The organism is Olsenella sp. An293, from assembly GCF_002159495.1.
Taxonomy (GTDB): Bacteria; Actinomycetota; Coriobacteriia; order Coriobacteriales; family Atopobiaceae; genus Thermophilibacter.
In genome coordinates, this window is the sequence record NZ_NFIT01000012.1 from 15,255 (window position 1) to 36,099 (window position 20,845).

Sequence of the window (20,845 nt, forward strand, 5' to 3'; positions counted from 1 at the left end):
CCCCTCGCGGCGGGCGCATGCTTCGGGCTCCGCCGTCTGTCGCTCGCACCGCGCGCATACACAGCCTCCGCGTCCGGGGCGGCCTGACGTCGGTCAACCTTCGCGCGGGGCGGGTCGGCCCCTCGCTGCGGCGCGCACTCCGCTACGGCAGTCGGGCTGCTGCGCCGTCTCGCTCGTCCGCTGCCGGCAGTGTCGTCACCCAGCCCGGCGGCGGGCGTCCCGGCGCGAGGCCCGTGCCCGAGTGCGACGGGGCCGTTGCCGAGGCCGCCTCCGGCAACCGCGCCGCGCGCGGTCCGGCTCCGTCGGTCCCGGTCGCGGCCGCGCCCTCAGCGGTCGCCAGCCTTCCGCCAGGCGTCCGCCTCGTCGTCCCAGGCGAGCTCGACGCCGCCGGCGAGCTCCTCGAGCCTCGCGAGCGCGACCCCGAGCCACTCGACCAGATCGTCGCAGGGGCCCATCGCCCAGTGGGTGATGTAGCGGCACTGCGAGAAGCACGCGTCCCCGAGCGTCTGCACGTCGTCGATGCGCGAGAGCTCGCGCCTGAGGCCACGCGCGTCGTGCAGGGCGATGTCGTAGCGCTCCTCGTACGAGTGCCCGCAGTCCATCCTGAAGCCGAGCCCCCAGAAGCGCTCCGCCCAGTCGAACCTATCGAGCGCGGCGGCGCCCCGTTCCTCGATCCTCTCCCTGAGCTCGCGCGCGAACCGCGCGACGTCGCGTCCCTCCACGGCGTCCTCCCTTCCTCGTCCGAGACGATTGTCCCACAAGGGATGATGAGAGGGACGACGCTTCACAACAGTACGTCTGACCTGCGCCTCGTTTTCGACAGACGATAGAGAATTGTCGACAAGTACAGGGCGAGAAGAACGTCGAGAAGGGCGATTGTTTCGCCGCCCGCCCGGCACCGCCGCCACCGGCCGCTGCCAACCAGGGGCCGAGCGCGCCGTGACCGCCGCCGCTGCGTCGCGCGCACGGGGCGTCCGTGCCGCCGTCGTGCGCGCGGGAGCCAGCCTCACGGCCGCGCCCCGCTCCGGTCGCGTCTTCGCCGCCGGCTCGGGTCAGCCCGCTGCGCGGTCTGCCCTCGCCAGGGGGCTCAGCCTGCTCCCTCCGCTCTCGCGCGGCCTACAGCAACCGATGCGGGCGCGCACGCCGTCGTCACGTCCGCCCTGCGGCGCGCGCCTTAGCGCCGTCGGCCCCGGCGCTGGCAAATGACCCTAATTGTGATACAAGTGAACCCCCTTTGGCGTTAGGGGGTTCACTTTGCGCTAAGGGGGTTCAGACCTGGCTTTGCTGCTTTTGCCTGCGGCCCAATATGCCTACCAGAATCACAGAGAGGATAATTTCCACGCCGACAAGCAAAGCTACTTTTGTTAAATTGCTCCCAACAAGCATGGTGACCGCCGCTGTGTCTATAAGCATATGGGCGAGAATGCAAGGAATGGAGCCGCGCGACAATTCTTTTACTGCACCCAGGGTAAATGTGTTCCCAAGTATCATCAGGAAAAAGATGAGGTAATTGGAGGAACCAGCCGTGATCCACGGCAGACGATAGATGGGGAAATGCCATATAAACCAGATGACGGATATAACGAGCATTTTCAGCACAAAACTTTTCTTTATGGATATATGGGTTTGCAGATACCATCGCCACCCCACCTCTTCCAGTCCGCCCTGCAAAAGCGTCCAGGGGAAATAGGCAATCATGGCCGAAAATGGGGAACCGGTAAAAGTCACATTTCCCAGTAAAACTGATATTCCATAATAGATAAGCGGCACCGCCAGAGCGGTGACATAGGCATACCGGCGTTCGTGCGGTGAAAACGCCGCTTTAAGAATTTGCCCTATTCCAGACATTTCACCGGACATCTGCACGAAACCAAAGGCAACCAGCATCGGCAGCAGATTCATGAAAATGAACAGCACGGAAGCCCAGATATTCGTGTTGTCCGGTACAAACCACAGGATAAGCTGACCTACCAGGAAGGTACAGACAATGGTGATAAGGGCGTATAAATAGGGCAATAAAATGCGTTGATTTTTTATATCCTTCTCCTAAATACCAGATTTACTTTATACTATCAGATTATTCTGAAAAGAGCAAGAAAAAGCACCGCAACCCTGATACACATTGTATCAAAATTGCAGTGCTTCTTTGGCGGATCCGGCTCGCCCGCGCCCGGCGTCGCCGGTGCCCGCCCGGGCGGCGCCCCTGCGGGCGGTCGCCTCGTCCTCGCCGCACCACTTGCGGCGGTACTCCCACGGCTCCAGCAGGCCCGCCGCGACCTCGTCCATGTCCTGGCGCTTCTCCGCCGTCGTGTCCGTGATGATGCTGTCGTCGAACGTGACGCGCACGAGCCCCTCGTCGGGCAGCCCCACGCCGAGCCTGCGCTCGGCCGCGAGCAGCGCGCGGCAGATGCCCGCGATCGCGCCCTCGAGCGCGTGCTCGTGGCGGCGGATGTTGCGCATCAGCGCCGAGTTGTCAGCCGACACCTCCGTGGCCGTCTTCACGTACCCCACGTTCTCGAGGTCGAAGTAGTTGATGCCGAAGCCGCAGAGGTCCCCGAGCGTCTGCAGCGCGACCCTGAACGCCCGCGCCTGCGCCTCGGTGCGCAGCGTCGGCGCGAACTCGTGGATCGTGTCCTCCGTGCTCATGACCTTCCGGAACACCGTGCAGTCCTGGCGCCCGAAGGGGATGGAGACCTTGCCACCCTTGCCGTCGCGCTCCGTATCGAACATCACGTCCGAGAGGAACACGCGCATCTTCCCGTTGTCGATCTCCGACATCATCGCGTCGTAGCACAAATCGACCGCCTGGATGGCGTCCACAGCATCGGCGAACACCGACTGCCCGTACGGTGACATGTCCACGCGCGTGTTGTCGATGGCCGGCTTGACGATCGAGAAGGTCGGCCACGACGAGCCCGTATCGTACACCGGGCACACGCCCTCCGGCTCGACGCGGTTCCCGTCGCGATCGAAGCAGGCCGTCACGATTCGGTACGTGCCCTCGCTTTCATCGTCAGTTAGGCGAGAAGGACCCGCCGCCGAAGCCCCTCCAGATGATTCGCCTGGCGAGAAGAGCGCGTCCGCAGCACCCTTCAGGTGCAGCTGCACCTGGTCGACCGCGCGCCCGCGCCAGAACGCCCTCGTCACGAACGCGCACTCGGTGACGCCCTCCTCGTCCCACGTGAGCGGCACCACCATCCGCGCGTCGTAGCGCCTCACCCGCACCTCGCCCGAGCCCGCGTCCACCCACAGGGCGAACGCCCCGGTCCCCAGGCCGAACGCCCGCACCACGCACTCCTGCGCGCTCGCGAGAAACCCCGTCCGAGCCATCCACGCCGCGAGCCAGTCCGTGCAAGCCTGCTCGTCGCACGCCACCTGCGTCCTGTCGTTCAGCAGCAGCGACCCCCACTCCCGACAGACCCTCATGGCGGGATGAATGGAACGCCGATGCACCTCGTACACGCGCCCCATCCCGTCGGTGTCCCGGTAGTCGTAGAAGTCCCCGAGCGCCCGCATCCACCTGTCCCACGCCCGTATGTGCGGCTCCATGTCCTCCAGCGGAAGCGTAAACCCCAGCCCCCGCAGCCACGCCCTCACATGCTCCGGCACCCAGTACTCGTCATCGCTCACGCCCATGGGCTCACCTCCCCGCCTCGTCCGAACACGCCCATTGAACCCGCCCGTCACAAAGGGCAAAGAACAAAGAGCGCCAGGCGAGAAGAACGTTCGAGATTCAGTAGCCAACTGAATTGCGCTCTAGGCGAGAAGAACGCCCGAGCACGCACCGCCACCAGCGGTTTTGCACATTCCCGCGAGAACTTGTCGATAACATCCCGGCGCTCCGCGCGAAGCGTTGCCCCGTGTTCCAAAGCGTCTCATGCCGAGAAGAACGCCCGGAGGCCCCAATGTGGAAAACTCCCGCATGCCGCCCGTATAATGGCCACACGGGACGGCGCGCTGCCCTCCACAACTGGAGGTTTTCGGCGCCGCCCCGCGATTATGTCGAGGACTCCGCCCGCAGCCAACCTGCGCTCACGCACGTCTCGCTCTTCGTTCTCACGTTTATTTAGCTGCCGAGAAGAACGCTCGCGTCGTCAACCCCTCAGCACATCGTCCATCATCGCGTAGCGCACCGCGTCGATGCTGTGGTCGTTGCCGTCCGGGATCTCGTCGACCCACGTGCCGTCCCGGTCGCGGTCGTACTCCTTGAGGCGGAACTCCTCGTAGGCCAGGGGCGCCCGCTCAGGGTCGATGCAGATCTCCCGAAGCCCCGCCAGCCACTCGTAGGACAGCCTGCGCATGTTCGACTTCCTCGCCGGCCGTACCCGCAGCCCCGCGTCGCGCCGCCACACGGCCATGCTCTGCTTGCCGTCCGGCGTGTCGTCGCACCACACCAGCTCGTCGTGCAGGTAGGCGTCCTCGCCGGGCCTGTCGGCGTAGGTGAGCGCCGAGACCACCATCGCCGCCGTCTCCGAGGGCGTCTTCCTGTTCGCCGAGAGCTCCTCGAAGATCGTGAGCCTCCTCTCGCCGGGTTCCCACCCGCAGCGCACGAAGCGCCACGGGTCCGGGAACCAGCCCCAGTCCACGCCGCACCGCGTGCGCGAGAAGCCCCGGCACGCCGCGTCGGACAGGCGCGCCGAGACCACGTTGTTGAACACGCTGCCGCCAGTCCCCGTGACCTCGCCCAGGTACTCCGAGCGCCACGCCTGCTCGTCCACCTCGCGCAGGTACTCCGCCTCCTCCACGAAGGGCCCGCCCAGCCACTCCGGGTGGCTCTCGATCACGTCGAGGTACGAGCTCTGACGAACCAGCGTGTCAGCCCGCCGCTCGCGCTCCAGCTTCTCGCGGTTCACCCAGCTCCAGAGCGTCCGGGGCGGGTTGTAGCTGTAGAAGATCCAGAAGTCCTCGCCGCCGCGCCTGAGCGAGTTCAGGATCGAGCGCACCGCGTCGATGCCGTCGAACTGGTCGAGCTCCTCGAACCACGTCACTGCGCAGTACCCGCGCGTGAACTTCACGCCCTTGAGCTTGAGCGGGTCGTCCGCTCCTCTGAACACGATGCGCTGCCCCGTGGGCAGGTACGTTATCTCCATCGGCGAGATGCGCGCCCGGAACCACGCGTCGAGCCCCAGCGCCGCGATCGCCCACGTCACCTGCTGGAACACCGAGTCGCGCAGCGTGTTCGAGAATCTGCGCACCACCACCGCGTTCGCCTCCGGGTGCGCCAGGAGGAGAAGGACGATGCACACGCTGATGAACGAGCTCTTCGTGGAGCCGCGCCCGCCGTGCAGCCAGTAGTGCGTGTGCCCGTGGGCCATCACGTCGCCGAGCACGTCGTGAAAGCGCGGGATGACGAGCGAGGAGGCGTCAACCATCGGCGCGCTCCTCGCCGAGCCCGTCAAGCGGCAGCGTCTGCTGCACCGGCTGCGCCACCACGCCGAGCACGATCCTCGGCGCGGCGTCCGCCTTGGCATCATCGCGCTGGCGATCCGCCTTGCCGAACTCGTCGGGGTACTTGCGCTCGAGCAGCCACGCCGCCGCCGTCCAGTACTGGTTTCTCGCCAGCGCCGCCGAGCGGATGGTCGTGAGCAGCGTCCGCTTGAACGCGCTCTCCTCCTTTTTTAGTCCCTCGCTTAACTCGCGCTGCAGCTTGTTCTTCGGCTCGCCGATCCAGCGATAGAACGTCGACTCGTGAATCCCCAGCGCGCACACGATGTCACCATTGGAGAGGCCGTCCGCCTTGAGGCGGATCGCCTCGTCAACCATCTCCTGCGTCAGCTTCGGACGCCTCGCCATGCGCATCACCCCCGCGAAAGTCGATAGAACCTCTCACGGTGGATTCTCCGGGCGCGTCACAAAAGGAGGGAAAGGCACCCGGCCGCCCGTGAATTAACCCGGGCAGGGTGCCTCTCCTCGCTACGAGGCCGTGTCCCGTCATCTCTGTCGGGGCGTGCCTCGCGATTTGCAGGCACACGCGCCGACTTTTCCTGATCGGAACGCTGCCTGTCTGGCGTGGGCCTCGGTTCCTCACCCAGGTGCACGCCCGCTATCTACCATTCTAACCCTTCCGCCCCCGCTTCCCCTTGAGCCCGTACTTCCTGCACAGCCGGCTGTTCCGCTGCCGCATCATGTCCCGCTCGCGCCGCACGTCGGCGAGCTCGGCGGACTCCTCGCACGCCGCCCGCTCGCGCTCCAGCTGCTCGTTGAAGGCGCGCTCCTGCTCCAGGTGGTAGCGCTCGGTGCACAGCGGGCACATCCCCGTCTGCCGGTTGATCTTCACGCCCACGGCCCCGCACGAGGGGCACACCGTCTGGACGGCGAGCGAGCAGTGGATCCGGCTCGCCCGCATCTCCACGGCCCGCACCGAGTGGCGCACTCCGCAGCGCCGCTCGATCTCGGCGGCGGCGTAGGCGGCCCCCCGGAAGCTCACCTCGCGCAGGACGTCGTCCTGCTCCTCGGTCCACCAGCTCATCGCGCGCACCTCCCTCCGCGTCTCAAGCCACCGCACCCGCGCGTCTCGCGCCCGCATGAGACGCCGACCAGCCCCGCCACCAGCGAGAACGCCGCCCGTCTCAACGTCTCGACCGAAACCGCGCCCAAGGCCCCCGCCCGCGCGTGCGCGCGCCCGCGCCCGCCCGCGCGCGACGTCCCCTCATGTCTCGTCCCCGTCAAGACGTTGAGACATGAGGAGGGGACGCGCACCCTCACCAGCCGCCAGGGGCGTCTCGACCCGTGTCTCAGCATGGCCCGCCCCCTTGAGACGGCGCCACCGAGGGAGGCGCGCCCGCCGAGCGCTCGAGCATGGCCTCGAGCGCCGCGTTGTCCACGCACACGCAGTACACCCGCGAGTCGCCGAAGCGCTTCTGCCGCGTGAAACCGCGCCCGGAGCCCGGCAGCAGCACGCCCTCGTCGGCCATGCGCCTGAGCGTCTTCTGCCGGTCGAAGTTGGCGCCCGCGAGCGCCTGGTCGAGCACGGACGAGAATACCCACCAGCAGAACCCCGGCCGGTCGCGGTACTGCTCCACCGACCCCCAGCGCTCGAGCCGGTCCATCTCCGCCGAGCTCTCGAAGTGCAGGCGGTTGCGCACCAGCCACTCGGCCACGAACTGGATCGCCTTCACGTCGGTGTCGCCGCCGTCCGCGCCCGTGGCGTTCACGAGCGCCCAGCGCGCCATCAGCATCGCGCCCTCCAGGCACGCCGCCCAGTCGCTGCCCGGCGCGAACACGTAGAACTGCGCGAGGGCGTCGGCGAGCGCGAGCAGCGCCACGTTGTCCGCCTGCGGGTGCCCGCCGGCGGCGGCGCACACGGCGTCGCGCACGGAGGAGAACTGCCCCGCGTAGAAGGCGGCGTCGTTTCGCCGAAGCGCGGCCACGTAGGCGCGCCCGGCGGTGCCGTGCTGCGCGGAGACGAGGTGGTGCATCGCCTGGGCGGCGCGCACGTCCTCGAAGGGCTCCGCGCAGAGCTCGAGGGTGCGGTTCGCCGCGCCCTGCTGGGTTGACGACCCAACGATGGGGATCTCGCCCGTGGCTATCGTGAGGCAGCGCCACGAGCCCGCCCGCATCATCGTGCGGTCGCTGTTGAGCGCCCCGCGCTCGTGCCCGAGCGAGAGCGAGTAGAGCAGGTCCTCCACGACCTGCCGCTTGCCCGCCTGGCCGCCCACGGCGCCCTTGCTCTGCAGCTCGTCGATGATCACGGGTATGTCGTGCAAAAGGGCCGCCGCGCGCACGATGCTCTTGGGCGTGTCGGCGAAGGTGCGGAAGTAGCTGTCCGCGCCCTCGGTGGGGTCGCCCCACACGCTGCCCGCGGCCTTGAGGGTCGGCGTCTTGCCGGAGCGCGAGCGCCCCCAGAGGTACACGATGAAGGTCTGCACGCCCAGGAGAGACACCAGCGGGGAGGCGAAGCTCGCCGCAAGCACGCAGCGGAACGCCATGGAGGCGGCCCGCGCCGGCGCGACGCCCTCCACCCACGCCGCGAGCGCGCCCGCGGGCTCCATGAAGGGGCGCGCCTTCACCGCCTCGTCCGGGCTGGGGTCGAAGCGCACGCCGCCCTCGCCCAGGTCGTAGGGCATGAAGGCGGAGAGCGGGCCGTCCGCCCACCCCAGGTGCACGACGCTCCTCGCGCGCGGACGCGCCCATCCGTAGCGGCGCTCAACGTCGGTCAGGTAGCGCACGACGTCCTTGGCGTTGGCCGAGGACACGTTGGCGCCCAGCGGCGCGAGCGCGCCGATCACCTTGCTCTGGTTGAGCAGCACCTCGCGGTCGAGCGCCCGCTCGCGCACGCCGCCGGGCACCGTCACGCGCACGAGGGCGCGCACGTCGCCGGTGTCCACGTCCACGAGGTCGGCCGCCACCCAGGGCGCCGTCGAGGTCACGGAGCGCGTGGGCTCGCCGTCGCGGTCGCACGTCCAGAGCCTCCCGCGCGCGTCGACCATCCACCCCTCCACAGAGGGCGCCGTCTCGAAGTCCGGCGCCTCCTCGTCCGGGGATACCCCTTCGTCCGTGCCCGGCGCAGAGGTCGAACACATGTTCCTATCATTGACGCGAGAGGTGCGCGCGGGGCGAGAGGGACGTGCGGCCCTCGGCCGGTAGAACTCCGTGCAGCCCTCTATCGCCCGCTCTATCGTCTGCGCCCCGTAGGTGGTGCCGCCTCGCCTGCTGTCCCACTTGTCGCGCATGAGGCCGCTCCTGCGGAAGATCCGGTCCATGCGCGCGGCGTCGCCAGCACACCAGAACGCGAGGTGCGAGCACAGCGCCATGTCCGCCGCCGAGCGGTCGCCGCCCTGCGCCGAGCAGTCGCCCGCCATGAGGGCGCGGATCGCGCCCCCGCTGCGGGAGGCGTACATGCGCCCCAGCAGCTCCTCGTCGTCCACGCCGACACCGGCCGCCGGCGCCTCCGAGAGCGTCGGCTGAGCGGCGGCCCGCTCCGGCTCGATCCAGGTGCGGTAAGCCCTCTCGACCACGCCGGGGTTCGCGCTCACCGCGCCGTGCCCCTCGAACACCATTCCCGTCACCGTGAAGTACCGGTCGTGGTCGTACATCTCCACCACGCGCCCGCCGGGCTGCCCCTTGCGCGAGCGCTCGGCGCCCTGGGGCTTCGCGCCCCTGAAGATCAGGTGCAGCCCGTCGCCGGACGGCGAGACCTCCGTGTAGGTCCCGGCCTCCTCGACCACCCAGCGGTACGCGGGGTCGAGCACGCCATCCGAAATCACGTGGTCGAGGTCGAGCCCCGTGAACGCGCGGTCCGGCCCGAAGACGAACCCCACGCCGTCGCAGCGCCAGCGCGCCACCGCAGCCACGGCCTCCTCGAAGGTCGCCCAGGTCGCCGGGTCCGTGCTCTTGGCCATGCGCCCGGTATGGGCGTCAACGGGCAGCTTCGTCGCCCTGCCGTTGCGCTCCTCGCGCCGCCAGCACACCCAGCGCGGCTCGCGGCGCAGCTCCGCCGGCACGCCCCTCAGGTCAGCCATGGGAGCGCACCCCCTCGGAAACTCCGCGCGCGTGCGCTACACTGTGCCCCGCGATTCCGGCCAGGGATTCGCACTGGGCGGGCGCGGCGGCAACCGCGCCCGTCCGCTCTCGCGGGGCGGCGCGCCTACTCCCTCTTCCCACCGTCATACGACGTCCCCCTGCTCGCGTTCGGGAACACCACGTCGCGGCAGATGCGCCAGCGCCCGTTCACCTTGTCGGCCGGGATCCTGCCCTCGATGATGCCCCTCCTGATCGACCCCACGTGCTCGCCCGTCACCTGCGCGAGCTCGCTCGGCGTCATGAACAGCGGCACGTCCTCGAACCTCGCCTTCATCGCTTCTCTCGCCTTCCCCTCTGTCTCCTCGGTTGGCTCTGGACCGGGCGCGCGGCGCGGCGGTGCCACGTGGTGGGCCGCCGCCTCCCCGCGCAGCCGTAGAATATCACAGCAAATCTCACGGCGTGAGATTGTTAGCGCTATTTGGTGTAGAATGGTGTTGTTCGGTTGTTCAGATTGTCGCTGAGTGCTATCTTCTGTTGCATAGTGTTGCGCCCTTCCAGTCAGGTGGGGCAACGCACCGCCACAGAACGCACACAACTCGGGAGGTATGGCAGATGGCGAGCGCTCTTCTGGAGCTCAGGAAGGCGGCGGGGTTCAAGAAGTCGGCGGAGTTCGCGAAGGTCGTGAAGATCCCGGCGTCCACCTACGCGCGCTACGAGAGCAACCCCGACAAGATCACCATGAGCGCGGCGCGGAAGCTCGCGGACTGGTTCCGCGTGCCCATCGACGTCATCGTCGGCCGCGAGGAGGTGGACGTGCGCGCCCTGCGCGGAGACGTCCAGGAGGAGTACGACTCCCTCTCCGAGGAGTCCAAGCTCGCCCTCGACCAGTTCCTCTCCTTCCTGCTCCACCAGGACGGCCTCAGGCGCCAGCGCGAGGAGGCGGAGGCCGACCGCCGCTTCGACGAGCTCGCGTGGCGCTACGAGCGTCTGTGGCAGCAGGAGCTCGACGGGCGCGGCGAGCTCGACGACCTCATCGCCTTCGGTACCCGTGAGGAGCGCCGCGAGGGGTTCGAGGAGTTCGTCACCAGGCGCGCGGAGGAGCGCCGGGGCAGGGCCTCCACAAAGGCGAGCAGAATCCTCGACGAGCAGAACATCGCGCGGATCATGCAGGCGTACGACCGCTCGCACGGGCAGATAGGTTCCGGGGGTGCCGGCATGTCGTACCACCCGTCCCTAGAGGGCGGGAGACGCGTGTTCATAGAGTTCGACGGAAGAGGCGGCCAGAAGGGGGGCGACGCGGGAAGGCCGTAGAAAGAGGGCGGGCCCATGGGAGTTGCAGCTCCCGTGGGCCCTGTTGTCCAGTCCAGAGCCAACTAGAGAGGACGGTGACATTATATGCCACCACGTGACACTTCCACAAAGGCGGCCCCTCCCATCAGCGGGAAGAGGACGCTGCAGCGCCTCCGCCGCGAGGCGGGCTACCGCAGCGCCAGGGACTTCGCCGCGGAGCTCGGCATCCCCGCGTCCACCTACTCGCGCTACGAGCGCCAGCCCGAGGGTCCGGGCATGGCCGTGCCGCTCTCGGCGGCGTGGGCCATCGCCGACCGCCTCGGCTGCTCCATCGACCTCGTCGTCGGCCGCGAGGACATCGACGCCCCCGACGAGCACCCCGTCCAGTCCCGCTACGACGCCCTCACCGGCGCAGGCCGCGCCCTCGTGGACAGCTACCTCGACTTCGTGGAGCATTCCGAGGCCGACGGCCCCCGTCCCCAGGGGAGGAGGTGATCGCATGGTTGCCGAGAGCGAGAGCCGCGACAGGAGGCCGGAGGAGCCGGCCCGCGCCGATGACAAGAGGGCGCTCGACGCGAGTCAGGAGCTCTTCTGCAGGGACATCGCGGCCCGCGTCCGCCGCTGGGTCGCGGAGGGCCGCCCCGTCCGCAGGAAGGGGGCGTGAGCCATGGCTAAGGTCACAGGAGAGGGCACCATCGTCCAGCTCGAGAAGGACAAGCCCAAGAGCAAGTGCCGCAAGTGGCAGCTCCGCGTCCCCGTGGGCCTCGACCCGCGCACGGGCAAGTACAAGACCCGCACGCGCCGCGTGAGCGACATGAACTACACCCAAGCCAAGAAGGCCCTGCGCGACTTCATCGAGGAGATCGAGGACGACAAGGTCTGGAAGCGCACCGGCACCACCTTCGAGGAGTGTGCTGCGGACTTCATGGACAGGCGCGAGCAGTCCGGGGAGTTCACCCAGAACACCAACAAGCGCTACCGGGTCCAGTTCAAGGCGATCTCGCGCCACATCGGGAAGGCCGACGTGGCGAGCATCACCCCCGAGATGATAGAGGACATGTACCTCGCCATGCGGCAGGGCGACACGCTCTCCGGGAAGCCGTCGAGCGGCGCCTACCTCAACCGCCTCCACAAGATGCTGAACCTGTTCTTCAAGCACCTGGTGAACGAGGAGACCATCGTCAGGAACCCCCTCGACAGGGTGGCGACCCCGGCGAACGACACCAAGGAGCGGCGGGCCCTCACCTCCGCGCGCATGCGCTCCCTCATCGACCAGCTGGAGGTCGAGACCTCGTGCGACATCGCGTACTTCCTCGCCATCACCATGGGCCTCAGGCGAGGCGAGATCTGCGCGCTGTCCTGGCGCGACGTCGACTTCGACAACCGCGTCCTCACCGTGAGCCACAGCTTCGACTGCTTCCGCAACCTCAAGGAGACCAAGACGCGCGCCGGGACGAGGCGCCTTCCCATGCCCGAGTTCGTCTGCGAGGCGCTGCTGCGCCGGAAGGCGGCCCAGAGGGAGTACTTCAAGACCAGGAACTACGTGAACCGGCACCACCGGACCGGCTACGCGGAGCAGGACGAGGACACGCCCGTCGTCCTCGACTTCTACGCCCAGCGAGCCAATCCCGACACGCTCGGCAAGTGGTGGAAGCGCGACCGCGCGGCATTCGGCCTCGATGGCTGGTGCCTCCACGAGCTGCGGCACTCGTACCTCTCGATGCTCGCCGAGCAGGGGGTTCACCCCAAGGTCATGCAGGAGCTCGCCGGGCACGCCAACGCGCAGATCACCATGGACATCTACACGCACGTCAACATGGACCAGAAGCGCGAGGCTGCCGACGTCGTCGAGGACGCCTTCCTGAGCGTCGGGGCCGAGGAGGAGTTCATGACGAGATATGCGGAGGGGGCGCCTGCGGGGAAGATCTGCAAGGTCCGCCACTCGCGTCCCTCGCGACGCTCCTACGAGGTTCTCAGAGGGGCGGTACAAACCGGCGAACGATTCGTACCAGATTCGTACCAGCAGCAGGAGAGCCCTCGGCTTCAGCTTGTTGACGGTACCTCTGACCTGCAGGTTTCGGAAGCAATTTAGACAGTACAGTCAACGAACTGTCTCCTCGTGGGAGAACGGCAAGACCTACCCTGACGTCCAGAGCCTGCTGCTCCTCTCGCAGGTCTTTGGCACGACCATCGACGAGCTCGTGAGAGGAGACGTGGACGCCATGAAAGAGACGGTCGAGAAGGACGCGCGGCTGGTCAAACGCCTGAGCTACGTGATGGTGGGTTTCATCGTGCTGATGGTACTCGCCCTGGTCTGGTGGGTGTGCCAGATGACCGTGTGGGACCTCTCGATTCTGCAAACGTCGCCCAGCCTGGCGCTGGTAATCGTGCTCTGGGGCATCGCCCTGTTTGCCGCGCGATGGGCCGACCGCATCAAGCGGGAGCATGACCTCGTCACCTACCAGGAGGTTCTTGCCTTTTGGAACGGTGAGCCGGTGGACCGCGACACCAAGCGCGGCCGGCGCGAGCGCCTCATTCCTCGCTGGATGAAGGTCGTGCGCATCGTAGGCTGGGCACTCTTTGGGATGGCGGTAGGTTTCTTCATCGGCTACGGAATCGCGTGGCTCATGGAGGCGCTGCTCAGATAGGTGGGTCAAAAGGGGTCTGTCCCCTTTTGATCTAAAAGGAGCTGTTCCCCTTGACCCACGCACGTGGGGACATTCCCGTAAAGTCGGAGAAGGCGTGGCAGAAGGCCGAGGGGCTCGGGTAGCCGAGAAGGACGGCGACCTCGGAGACACTACGATTCCCGTCCTCGAGGAGTCGGCGCGCGCGCTCCATCCGCAGCTGGCGCGCATATGCGCCCACGCTCTGTCCCATCTCGCGCCTGAACGCGTCGCAGAGCCGCGACCGGCTCACGTAGAGCCTGCGCGCGAGCGCGTCGACGGAAGGTGGCACGCCGCTCTCCTCGACGGCAGCCGACAAGAACCTCCTCGCGCGACTCACCAGTGAACCCTCATCTTGTTCGGTACCTCTCCCGTCCGCCGCCAGAGAAGCCATGAGGGAGGTGACGGTCGAGAGAAGTCCGAGCGACCCACCGGGGCCGAGCGGAGGACTCGCGGGTATGTTGGCGAGCGCATGGCGAATCGCCCCCTTGGCCTTGGGGCCCCAGGAGCCTTCAAACGCCGAGAAGAGCCCACCGAACTCCCCCGGATAGCTGCGGTCCAGCTCGTCGAAGAAGTCGGGCAGCAAGATGACGGAGCGAGAGCGATAGGCGTGGTCGGCAAGCAGGCGGCTTGAGAGCGAGCGGGGGCCGTGCTCGACGAACGTGGCGACCTCGTCCCGCAGACGGTAGCCATCGCAGCCAAGAAGGCGCATCGGCAGCCCGCAGTCCCGAGAGCACGCCACCGCGTCGTCTCCCATCGTACAGGCGCAGGCGTACGGCCCGAGCGACCCCTCGAAGAGCGGCATGTCCTCAAGCGGAGTGACGTCGTGACAGAGCACGAGGCAGTGCGGCGCCGGCGCGCAGAGCCACATCGAGCCTGTTGCCATGGAGCCTCGCGCCTCGCCCACCCAGATGCCGCCCCGGCGCTCGAGACGCACGCCAAGCTGCTCGACCTGCGGCTCGAAGAGCGCAACGAGCTCGCGGGGAATGTCTCCCATGCCCGTCATCTTGAGGGTTCGTCCATCTCCCTTGAGGAATCGTCCAAGGTTAGTTAACCGTAGCTAACAAGTAACGGCTCCCATGATACGGTGCGACGGAATGCCAATCAAGACACGAGGGCAAGGAGGCTTCGATGTCTGACTCTCAAGCAAACAAGGCGAGCAACGCCCGCGGCAAGGGCGCCGTGAGCCGCCTGCTCGCCTTCGCCGGTCCGCGCAAGGCCCTCACGTACCTGGGCTGCGCGCTCTCGGCCGTCTCTATGCTCGTGAGCTTTGGCCCGTACGTCTGCGTCTGGCTCGTGGCGCGCGACCTCATCGCCGTGGCCCCCGACTGGGGTGCGGCCACCGGAATCGCTGCGTACGGCTGGTGGGCGTTCGGCCTTGCGGCCGCGAGCATCCTCATCTACTTCGCCGGCCTCATGTGCACGCACCTCGCGGCCTTCCGCTGTGCGTCCAACATGCGCAAGCGCACCACGGACCACCTCATGCACGCGAGCCTCGGCTATTTCGACACGCATGCGAGCGGCGCGCTTCGCCGCGTCGTGGACGGATGCGCCGCCGAGACCGAGGGGCTTCTCGCCCATAAGCTCCCTGACACCGCGGGCAGCATTGCCATGATCGTCGGCATGCTGGTGCTGTTCTTCGTCTTTGACTGGCGACTCGGCCTCGCGTGCCTTGTCGCGGTGATCATCTCGCTCGGCTGCATGTTCTACATGATGGGCGGGCGAGGCATGGACTTCATGACGCGCTACATGGAGTCGCTCGTCAAGATGAACAAGACCGGCACCGAGTACGTGCGCGGCATCCCCGTGGTCAAGGTCTTCCAGCAGACGGTCTACAGCTTCCGCGCGTTCCATGACGCCATCGAGGAGTTCACGCGGCTCGCGCAGGACTACGCCGTCAAGTGGTGCCAGACGCCGCAGTCGCTCTCGCTCACCATCATCAACGGCGTCGCGATCTTCCTCGTGCCGGCGGCGATCCTCGTTGCTCCCGGCGAGGGGGACTTCGCGCGCTTCCTGGCCAACTTCGCGTTCTACGCGATCTTCTCGGCCGTGATCCCCACCGCCATGACCCGCGTGATGTTCATGTCCGAGGCGTTCCAGTCTGCTGCGGACGCGGTCTCGCGCGTCGAGGAGGTGCTGGCCGCGCCCGTGATCTCCGCTCCCGGCGCGCCCCGCACGCCCGCGGGCAACGCCATCCGCTTCGAGGACGTGACCTTTACCTACGAGGGGGCAGACGCTCCGGCGCTTGACCACGTGAGCTTTGAGGTGCCGGCCGGCGCGACGGTGGCGCTCGTGGGCCCCTCCGGCGGCGGCAAGACCACGGCGGCGAGCCTCGTGCCGCGCTTCTGGGACGTGGACGCCGGACGCGTGACGCTCGGCGGCGTGGACGTGCGCGAGATGGACCCGCACGACCTCATGGACCGCGTTGCCTTTGTCTTCCAGGCCAACCGCCCCTTCCGCCAGACGATCCTGGAGAACGTGCGCGCCGCACGCCCCGAGGCCACCCGCGAGGAGGCGCTCGCCGCGCTTGAGGCCGCGCAGTGCGCGGACATCCTGGAGAAGCTGCCCCAGGGCGCCGACACGCTCGTGGGGACGGGCGGCACCCACCTCTCCGGCGGCGAGGTGCAGCGCCTCATGATCGCCCGTGCGATCCTGAAGGATGCTCCGGTGGTGGTGCTCGACGAGGCGACGGCCTTCGCGGACCCCGAGAACGAAGTCAAGATCCAGGCCGCCTTCAAGCGCCTCGCCCGCGGGCGCGACGGCTCGGCGCGCACCGTCCTCATGATCGCGCACCGCCTCTCCACGGTGCGAAACGCCGACAAGATCGTGGTGCTCGACGCCGGACGCGTGGCCGAGCAGGGCACGCATGACGAGCTGCTGGCGGCGGGCGGCCTCTACGCCCGCATGTGGGCCGACTACGAGAAGTCCGTGAGCTGGCGCATCACGAGCGCCACGGAGGTGGAGTAGATGAGCATTCAGGAGAAGTACGCCCTCACCGACGAGGGCATGCGCAACGTCAAGCTCGGCGCCGTGTGGACCGCCGCCTCGAACCTCGTGGTCTTTGGCGGCGTGGGCGCCCTCTACCTGCTCATGAGCGAGCTCGTGGCGCACCTCACCGAGGGCGCGCCGCTGCCGAACCTCCTCCCGTACGCAGCTGGCCTCGTCGCCTTTGCCGTCGCGCTCTTCGTGACGGAGTACTGGGCCTACTACTACCAGTACGGCGTCATCTACAAGGAGAGCGGTCGTCAGCGCATCGGCCTCGCCGAGCGCCTGCGCAAGCTGCCCCTGGGTTTCTTTGGCCGCCGCGACCTCGCCGACCTCACCGAGACCCTCATGACCGACGTCAAGACCACCGAGCACGCCTACAGCCACGTGCTGCCTGAGCTCTACGGCGCCTACATCACGCTCGCCGTGGCGGCCGTCTGCCTGTTCTCCTTTGACTGGCGGCTCGCGCTCGCGTCGCTCTGGAGCTGCCCGGTGGGGCTCGCCATCCTCTTCGGCGCGCGGCGCGCGCTTCAGCCCATGATGGAGGCCACGCGCATGCGCGGCCTTGCCACCTCGGAGGACATCCAGGAGGCGCTCGAGTGCGTGCGCGAGGTTCGCGCGACCAACCAGGAGGGGCGCTACCTCGAGCACATTCATGCGGACGTCGACGCCGCGGAGCGCCAGGCCGCCCGCTCGGAGATCGCCTGCGGCATCGCCGTCAACGGCGCCCAGATCGTGCTGCGCCTGGGCCTTGCCACCACGGTGCTCGTGGGCGCGGCGCTCATCCTGGAGGGCTCCTGCACGTTCATGACGCTCTTCGCGTTCCTTCTGGTGGTGAGCCGCATCTACGCGCCCTTCGACCAGTGCCTCATGCTCATCGCAGAGCTCTTCTCGGCCAAGACCGCCGCAGCGCGCATGAAGAGCTTCTACGAGGAGCCCCTCGCGCAGGGCGGCGAGGCGTACGAGCCTACCGGGCACGACGTTACCTTCGAGGACGTGTCCTTCTCCTACGACGGCGGCGAGAAGGTCCTGGACGGCGTGACGTTCACGGCGCGCGAGGGCGAGGTCACGGCGCTCGTGGGACCGTCCGGCTCCGGCAAGTCCACCTGCGCGAGGCTGGCGGCGCGCCTGTGGGATGCCGACGCGGGACACGTAACCGTGGGCGGCGTGGACGTGGCAGCCGTGGACCCCGAGGTCCTTCTCGGCGACTTCTCCGTGGTCTTCCAGGACGTGCTGCTCTTTGACGACACGGTGATGGGCAACATCCGCCTGGGACGGCGCGGAGCCACCGACGAGGAGGTGCTCGCGGCGGCGCGAGCGGCCAACTGCGACGAGTTCGTGAGCCGCCTGCCGCAGGGCTACGACACGATGATCGGCGAGAACGGCGCCAAGCTCTCCGGCGGCGAGCGCCAGCGCATCTCCATCGCGCGGGCGCTGCTCAAGGACGCGCCGATTGTGCTCCTGGACGAGGCCACGGCGAGCCTGGACGTGGAGAACGAAACCAAGGTCCAGGGCGCGCTCTCGCGCCTGCTCGCCGGCAAGACCGTCATCGTGATCGCCCACCGCATGCGCACCGTCATGAGCGCGGACAAGATCGTGGTGCTCGAGGACGGCCGCGTGGCGGAGCAGGGCGCGCCCGCCGAGCTGCTCGCCGCGGACGGCCTCTTCGCCCGCATGGTCCGCCTGCAGACCCAAAGCGCAGACTGGACTATGTGACAAAGGGCGGCAAAGGGACAGTCCCTTCGTCACCTTTGCGGGCGTCGCGCTCGTCGCGCGCGGCGGGTCTCGCCCTCGGGCTTCCGTGAGGCGGTTTCACCTATCGCGAGAGCGCCCTCAGCGAGCAGCTCAAGCGTAATGCGCTGCTGGCGAAGCGCCAGGTCGAGATTGGCCGCAATGGTACGCATCGCACGCGACACCGGTATAGGGGTTCTTCCCGCCATAGCGCTCCTAACAGAAAGAATTGCTTCTGTAATAATCTATAACAGAAAGATATTATTGTATAAGCAAAGCTTTTGTGCTTGCGCGATCGCCGTGGGAGATCATACTGACAGGGCGATCAGGCACCCTTGCGCGCGACGGCGACGCAGGCGGTCTGGCCCACGCGGAGCCAGGCAACGTCGCTGAACCAGGTGCCGAGGATGCGGCGCATCTCGGCCTCGGAGTAGATGCGGACGTCGCCCTCGCGCGAATGCGCCATCCACGCGTTCATGATCGCGCGGGCGGGCGCCGGCTGCCACGCATCGCCGACGACGAGCGCGCCGCCGGGCGCGAGCACCCGCCACGCCTGGAAGGCGGCGCGCTCGGGGTCCGGGTAGTGGTGGAAGGAGTCGTTGCACCAGGCAGCGTCGAACGAGCCGTCGCGGAAGGGCAGGCGCTCGGCGTCGCAGAGGAGGACCTCGGCTCGCCCGCCCAGGCGCGCCCTCGCAGCCTCGGCCATCCTCGGCGACAGATCCACGCAGCTGAGACTCGCGCCCGGGACCCCCTCGAGCACCAGCTCGGCGAGGGCGCCCGTGCCGCAGCCCAGGTCGAGCAGGCGCGGGGCGGGCCTCCCGGCCACGGCGCGCGCCACCTCCGCGAGCACGTGCGGGTAGAGCCGGCGCGCGTGCTCGCCTTGCATGCTCTCGTCGTAGGTCGGCGCCTGCGCGTCGAAGGCGGCGCGGGAGCGTGAGCGCAGCAGCTCGGCGTCCTTCTCGTCAATCTTATTCTCCATCTCGCGTCCTTTCTGTTGAGCATTGTTCAATACAATCGGCCGAAAAGAGCCCCGGCGACAGCCGGGGCGGGATCCCTAGTCGGCGGCGGCCCCCGAGCGGAACTCGGCGAGCAGCGCGCGGAGGTAGCGGCGGGCGGCGGCCGCGGCCCCGTCCGGCATGCCCGGGCCCGAGGCGAGGCCCACCGCGCCGTAGGTCATGATCGCGGCGAGCTCGTCGGCGTCGGGCGCCGACGCGCCGCGCGAGGCGGCGTCGGCCTCGAGCGCGGCGCGCAGGTGCGGCCGCACCGCCTCGCACATGGCGAGCGAGAGCCTGTCGTGCAGCGCGCCGTGCCCCTCGGCGTGGAAGAATGCGGCGTAGGGGTAGTCACCGCTCGCGCCGAGATCAAGAGCTCGCTCGAGCCTCTCGTCCAAAGAGAGCTCATCGTCGTCCAGCGACTCGCAGATGCCCTCGGCGCAGCGGCGGGCGTAGTCACCGATGGCCTCGGCGAACATCTTCTCCTTGGAGTCGAAGTAGTGGTAGGCGAGCCCCGGCGCCACGCCCGCGGCGCGCGCCACGGCCCGCACGGACACGTTGTCGTAGCCCTCCTCGGCGAAGAGCCTCATGGCGCAGGCCAGCAGCTCGCGCCTGCGCTCCTCGGGGTCCATCACGGTTCTGGTCACGGCTGACACCTCCTCGGGATGGATTGTACGCCTCGATTGAACATTGGTCAACAATGAGGAGCGCAGAGAATCCTCGCCCGTCCGGCCCCACACCCCACCACCACCCGCGAACGAGGGCGAAAGGGCAGCAGCCCATCTGCCGTAGCGGAGTGCGCGCCGCCGCGAGGAACCGACCCGCCCTGCGCACGTCAAACTCCCGGCAGGCCATGCCCAGAGCGGAGGCTGTGTATGCGCAGCGCCGCGAGGGACAGACGGCGCAGCCGGAGTGTGCGACCGCCGCGAAGGGCAGACGGCGCAGCCGGCTGACCTGAGCCGGGAGCAACACGCAGGCGGAGCTGGCTGGCCCGAGCCGCGGAGCAATACACAGCCGGAGCGACGGGCATGGCCGTGAGTGGCGCTCTCCGCGCAGGGCGGGGCGGTTTCCGAGCCGTGCGCGCGACGGAGCGGAGGCGGGTGGGCTGCGGTCGACCCTCGACGGGCAGCGGGTGGTGGTGGGGTGTGGGCTATTGGATGATTCTGCTCTGCTTAGGCGTCAAAAGCCCTTATCGGCAATTCGGACTTGCGTAAGGCTCTCATGCCCAGCGGCGAAGCGTCGGCAGCACCGCGCCGAGGAGCGAGGCCGCCTCGTCCACGGTCCAGCCCATCGCCTCCGCCATGCGCGGGGCGCAGTCCTCGATCATCTCGTCCATCGTAACGTCATCGGTGTAGTAGCCGCCCTCGTAGCACCATCGGCAGAAGTCCTCGGCCTCGGATCCGTCGGCCTCGTGGCCGTGCTGGCCGGGGGCGGTGAACACCATGCCGCAGCTCTGGCAGTAGTGCTCGGGCATGTCGAGGAGGGCGGTCACGGGCACGTCCAGCTCGCGGGCGATGAGCTTGAGCATGTCGATGCCGGGCTCGGTCGCCCCGCATTCCCACCGGCTCACCGCCTGCCTCGTGATGTAGAGCCGGCGCGCCAGCTCCTCCTGGGTGAGCCCGCGCTCTCGGCGCAGGCGGGCGAGCGCGTCCTTGAGCATGATCATCGGGGCTCCTCTCGTACGGGTCCTTCCCGCCCATTGTCCCGGAGGCCGGGCCGCCC

The 20,845-nt window shown here is 68.1% G+C and carries 19 protein-coding genes; 7 read left to right on the top strand and 12 right to left on the bottom strand.

Translation table 11 applies throughout. From position 1 onward, the window contains the following. Positions 1 to 326 precede the first annotated feature (326 nt). The 8 genes from B5F85_RS08235 to B5F85_RS08270 form a co-directional block, all read right to left on the bottom strand. On the bottom strand, positions 327 to 722 hold the full coding sequence (locus B5F85_RS08235) for a hypothetical protein (RefSeq protein WP_087316234.1): 396 nt from the start codon (positions 720 to 722) through the stop codon (positions 327 to 329). 547 nt (positions 723 to 1,269) lie between these two features. Next, the gene (locus B5F85_RS08240; protein WP_204204699.1) at positions 1,270 to 2,016 is read right to left on the bottom strand and encodes a CPBP family intramembrane glutamic endopeptidase; all 747 of its coding nucleotides are present in this window, start codon (positions 2,014 to 2,016) and stop codon (positions 1,270 to 1,272) included. A 111-nt stretch (positions 2,017 to 2,127) separates the two neighbouring features. Beyond that, positions 2,128 to 3,636: a hypothetical protein gene (locus B5F85_RS08245; protein ID WP_239386804.1), complete on the bottom strand. Its 1,509-nt coding sequence runs from the start codon at positions 3,634 to 3,636 to the stop codon at positions 2,128 to 2,130. A gap of 458 nt (positions 3,637 to 4,094) precedes the next feature. Further along, complete coding sequence (locus B5F85_RS08250; RefSeq protein ID WP_087316238.1) at positions 4,095 to 5,372, bottom strand: phage terminase large subunit; 1,278 nt, start codon at positions 5,370 to 5,372, stop codon at positions 4,095 to 4,097. Then, positions 5,365 to 5,793, bottom strand: a complete 429-nt coding sequence (locus tag B5F85_RS08255) for a hypothetical protein (RefSeq protein WP_087316327.1) — start codon at positions 5,791 to 5,793, stop codon at positions 5,365 to 5,367. Before B5F85_RS08255 ends, B5F85_RS08250 begins: the two co-directional genes overlap by 8 nt. A 262-nt stretch (positions 5,794 to 6,055) precedes the next feature. Continuing rightward, positions 6,056 to 6,469, bottom strand: coding sequence for a hypothetical protein (locus tag B5F85_RS08260; RefSeq protein WP_087316240.1), 414 nt, complete (start codon positions 6,467 to 6,469; stop codon positions 6,056 to 6,058). Between the two features lie 265 nt (positions 6,470 to 6,734). Then, positions 6,735 to 9,461: a DUF927 domain-containing protein gene (locus B5F85_RS08265; RefSeq protein WP_087316243.1), complete on the bottom strand. Its 2,727-nt coding sequence runs from the start codon at positions 9,459 to 9,461 to the stop codon at positions 6,735 to 6,737. Between the two features lie 125 nt (positions 9,462 to 9,586). Beyond that, entirely contained in the window at positions 9,587 to 9,796 is a 210-nt protein-coding gene (locus tag B5F85_RS08270) for a hypothetical protein (RefSeq protein ID WP_087316245.1), read from the bottom strand. A 278-nt stretch (positions 9,797 to 10,074) separates the two neighbouring features. On the opposite strand from B5F85_RS08270, the gene B5F85_RS08275 reads away from it, so the two are divergent. The 5 genes from B5F85_RS08275 to B5F85_RS08290 all read left to right on the top strand — a co-directional run bounded on the left by B5F85_RS08275 (position 10,075) and on the right by B5F85_RS08290 (position 13,400). Beyond that, positions 10,075 to 10,773, top strand: coding sequence for a helix-turn-helix transcriptional regulator (locus B5F85_RS08275; RefSeq protein WP_087316246.1), 699 nt, complete (start codon positions 10,075 to 10,077; stop codon positions 10,771 to 10,773). Between the two features lie 84 nt (positions 10,774 to 10,857). Then, positions 10,858 to 11,247 carry a helix-turn-helix transcriptional regulator gene (locus B5F85_RS08280; protein WP_087316248.1) on the top strand — a complete coding sequence of 130 codons (390 nt, stop codon included), beginning with the start codon at positions 10,858 to 10,860 and terminating at the stop codon, positions 11,245 to 11,247. Positions 11,248 to 11,251: 4 nt separating this feature from the next. Continuing rightward, positions 11,252 to 11,416 carry a hypothetical protein gene (locus B5F85_RS10685; protein ID WP_158094587.1) on the top strand — a complete coding sequence of 55 codons (165 nt, stop codon included), beginning with the start codon at positions 11,252 to 11,254 and terminating at the stop codon, positions 11,414 to 11,416. Between the two features lie 3 nt (positions 11,417 to 11,419). Continuing rightward, complete coding sequence (locus B5F85_RS10900) at positions 11,420 to 12,844, top strand: site-specific integrase (RefSeq protein ID WP_239386806.1); 1,425 nt, start codon at positions 11,420 to 11,422, stop codon at positions 12,842 to 12,844. Beyond that, a complete protein-coding gene (locus B5F85_RS08290; RefSeq protein WP_239386808.1) occupies positions 12,801 to 13,400 on the top strand; it encodes a helix-turn-helix transcriptional regulator in 600 nt (199 codons plus the stop codon). Before B5F85_RS10900 ends, B5F85_RS08290 begins: the two co-directional genes overlap by 44 nt. Positions 13,401 to 13,431: 31 nt before the next feature. On the opposite strand, the gene B5F85_RS08295 is transcribed toward B5F85_RS08290, so the two are convergent. Further along, the gene (locus B5F85_RS08295) at positions 13,432 to 14,412 is read right to left on the bottom strand and encodes an AraC family transcriptional regulator (RefSeq protein ID WP_239386810.1); all 981 of its coding nucleotides are present in this window, start codon (positions 14,410 to 14,412) and stop codon (positions 13,432 to 13,434) included. A gap of 134 nt (positions 14,413 to 14,546) precedes the next feature. Here B5F85_RS08295 and B5F85_RS08300 point away from each other — a divergent pair, with 134 nt between their 5' ends. Both B5F85_RS08300 and B5F85_RS08305 read left to right on the top strand, forming a co-directional pair. Next, positions 14,547 to 16,382 (top strand): ABC transporter ATP-binding protein, encoded by a 1,836-nt coding sequence (locus B5F85_RS08300; protein ID WP_204204700.1) that lies wholly within the window; start codon positions 14,547 to 14,549, stop codon positions 16,380 to 16,382. Then, positions 16,383 to 18,116, top strand: a complete 1,734-nt coding sequence (locus B5F85_RS08305) for an ABC transporter ATP-binding protein (RefSeq protein ID WP_087316252.1) — start codon at positions 16,383 to 16,385, stop codon at positions 18,114 to 18,116. A gap of 340 nt (positions 18,117 to 18,456) precedes the next feature. Here B5F85_RS08305 and B5F85_RS08315 read toward each other — a convergent pair whose 3' ends face one another. The 3 genes from B5F85_RS08315 to B5F85_RS08325 all read right to left on the bottom strand — a co-directional run bounded on the left by B5F85_RS08315 (position 18,457) and on the right by B5F85_RS08325 (position 20,789). Beyond that, positions 18,457 to 19,110 carry a class I SAM-dependent methyltransferase gene (locus B5F85_RS08315; protein WP_204204703.1) on the bottom strand — a complete coding sequence of 218 codons (654 nt, stop codon included), beginning with the start codon at positions 19,108 to 19,110 and terminating at the stop codon, positions 18,457 to 18,459. A 75-nt stretch (positions 19,111 to 19,185) separates the two neighbouring features. Then, the gene (locus B5F85_RS08320) at positions 19,186 to 19,770 is read right to left on the bottom strand and encodes a TetR/AcrR family transcriptional regulator (protein ID WP_087316256.1); all 585 of its coding nucleotides are present in this window, start codon (positions 19,768 to 19,770) and stop codon (positions 19,186 to 19,188) included. Between the two features lie 572 nt (positions 19,771 to 20,342). Further along, positions 20,343 to 20,789 (bottom strand): zinc ribbon domain-containing protein, encoded by a 447-nt coding sequence (locus B5F85_RS08325; protein WP_204204712.1) that lies wholly within the window; start codon positions 20,787 to 20,789, stop codon positions 20,343 to 20,345. Between the last annotated feature and the right edge of the window lie 56 nt (positions 20,790 to 20,845).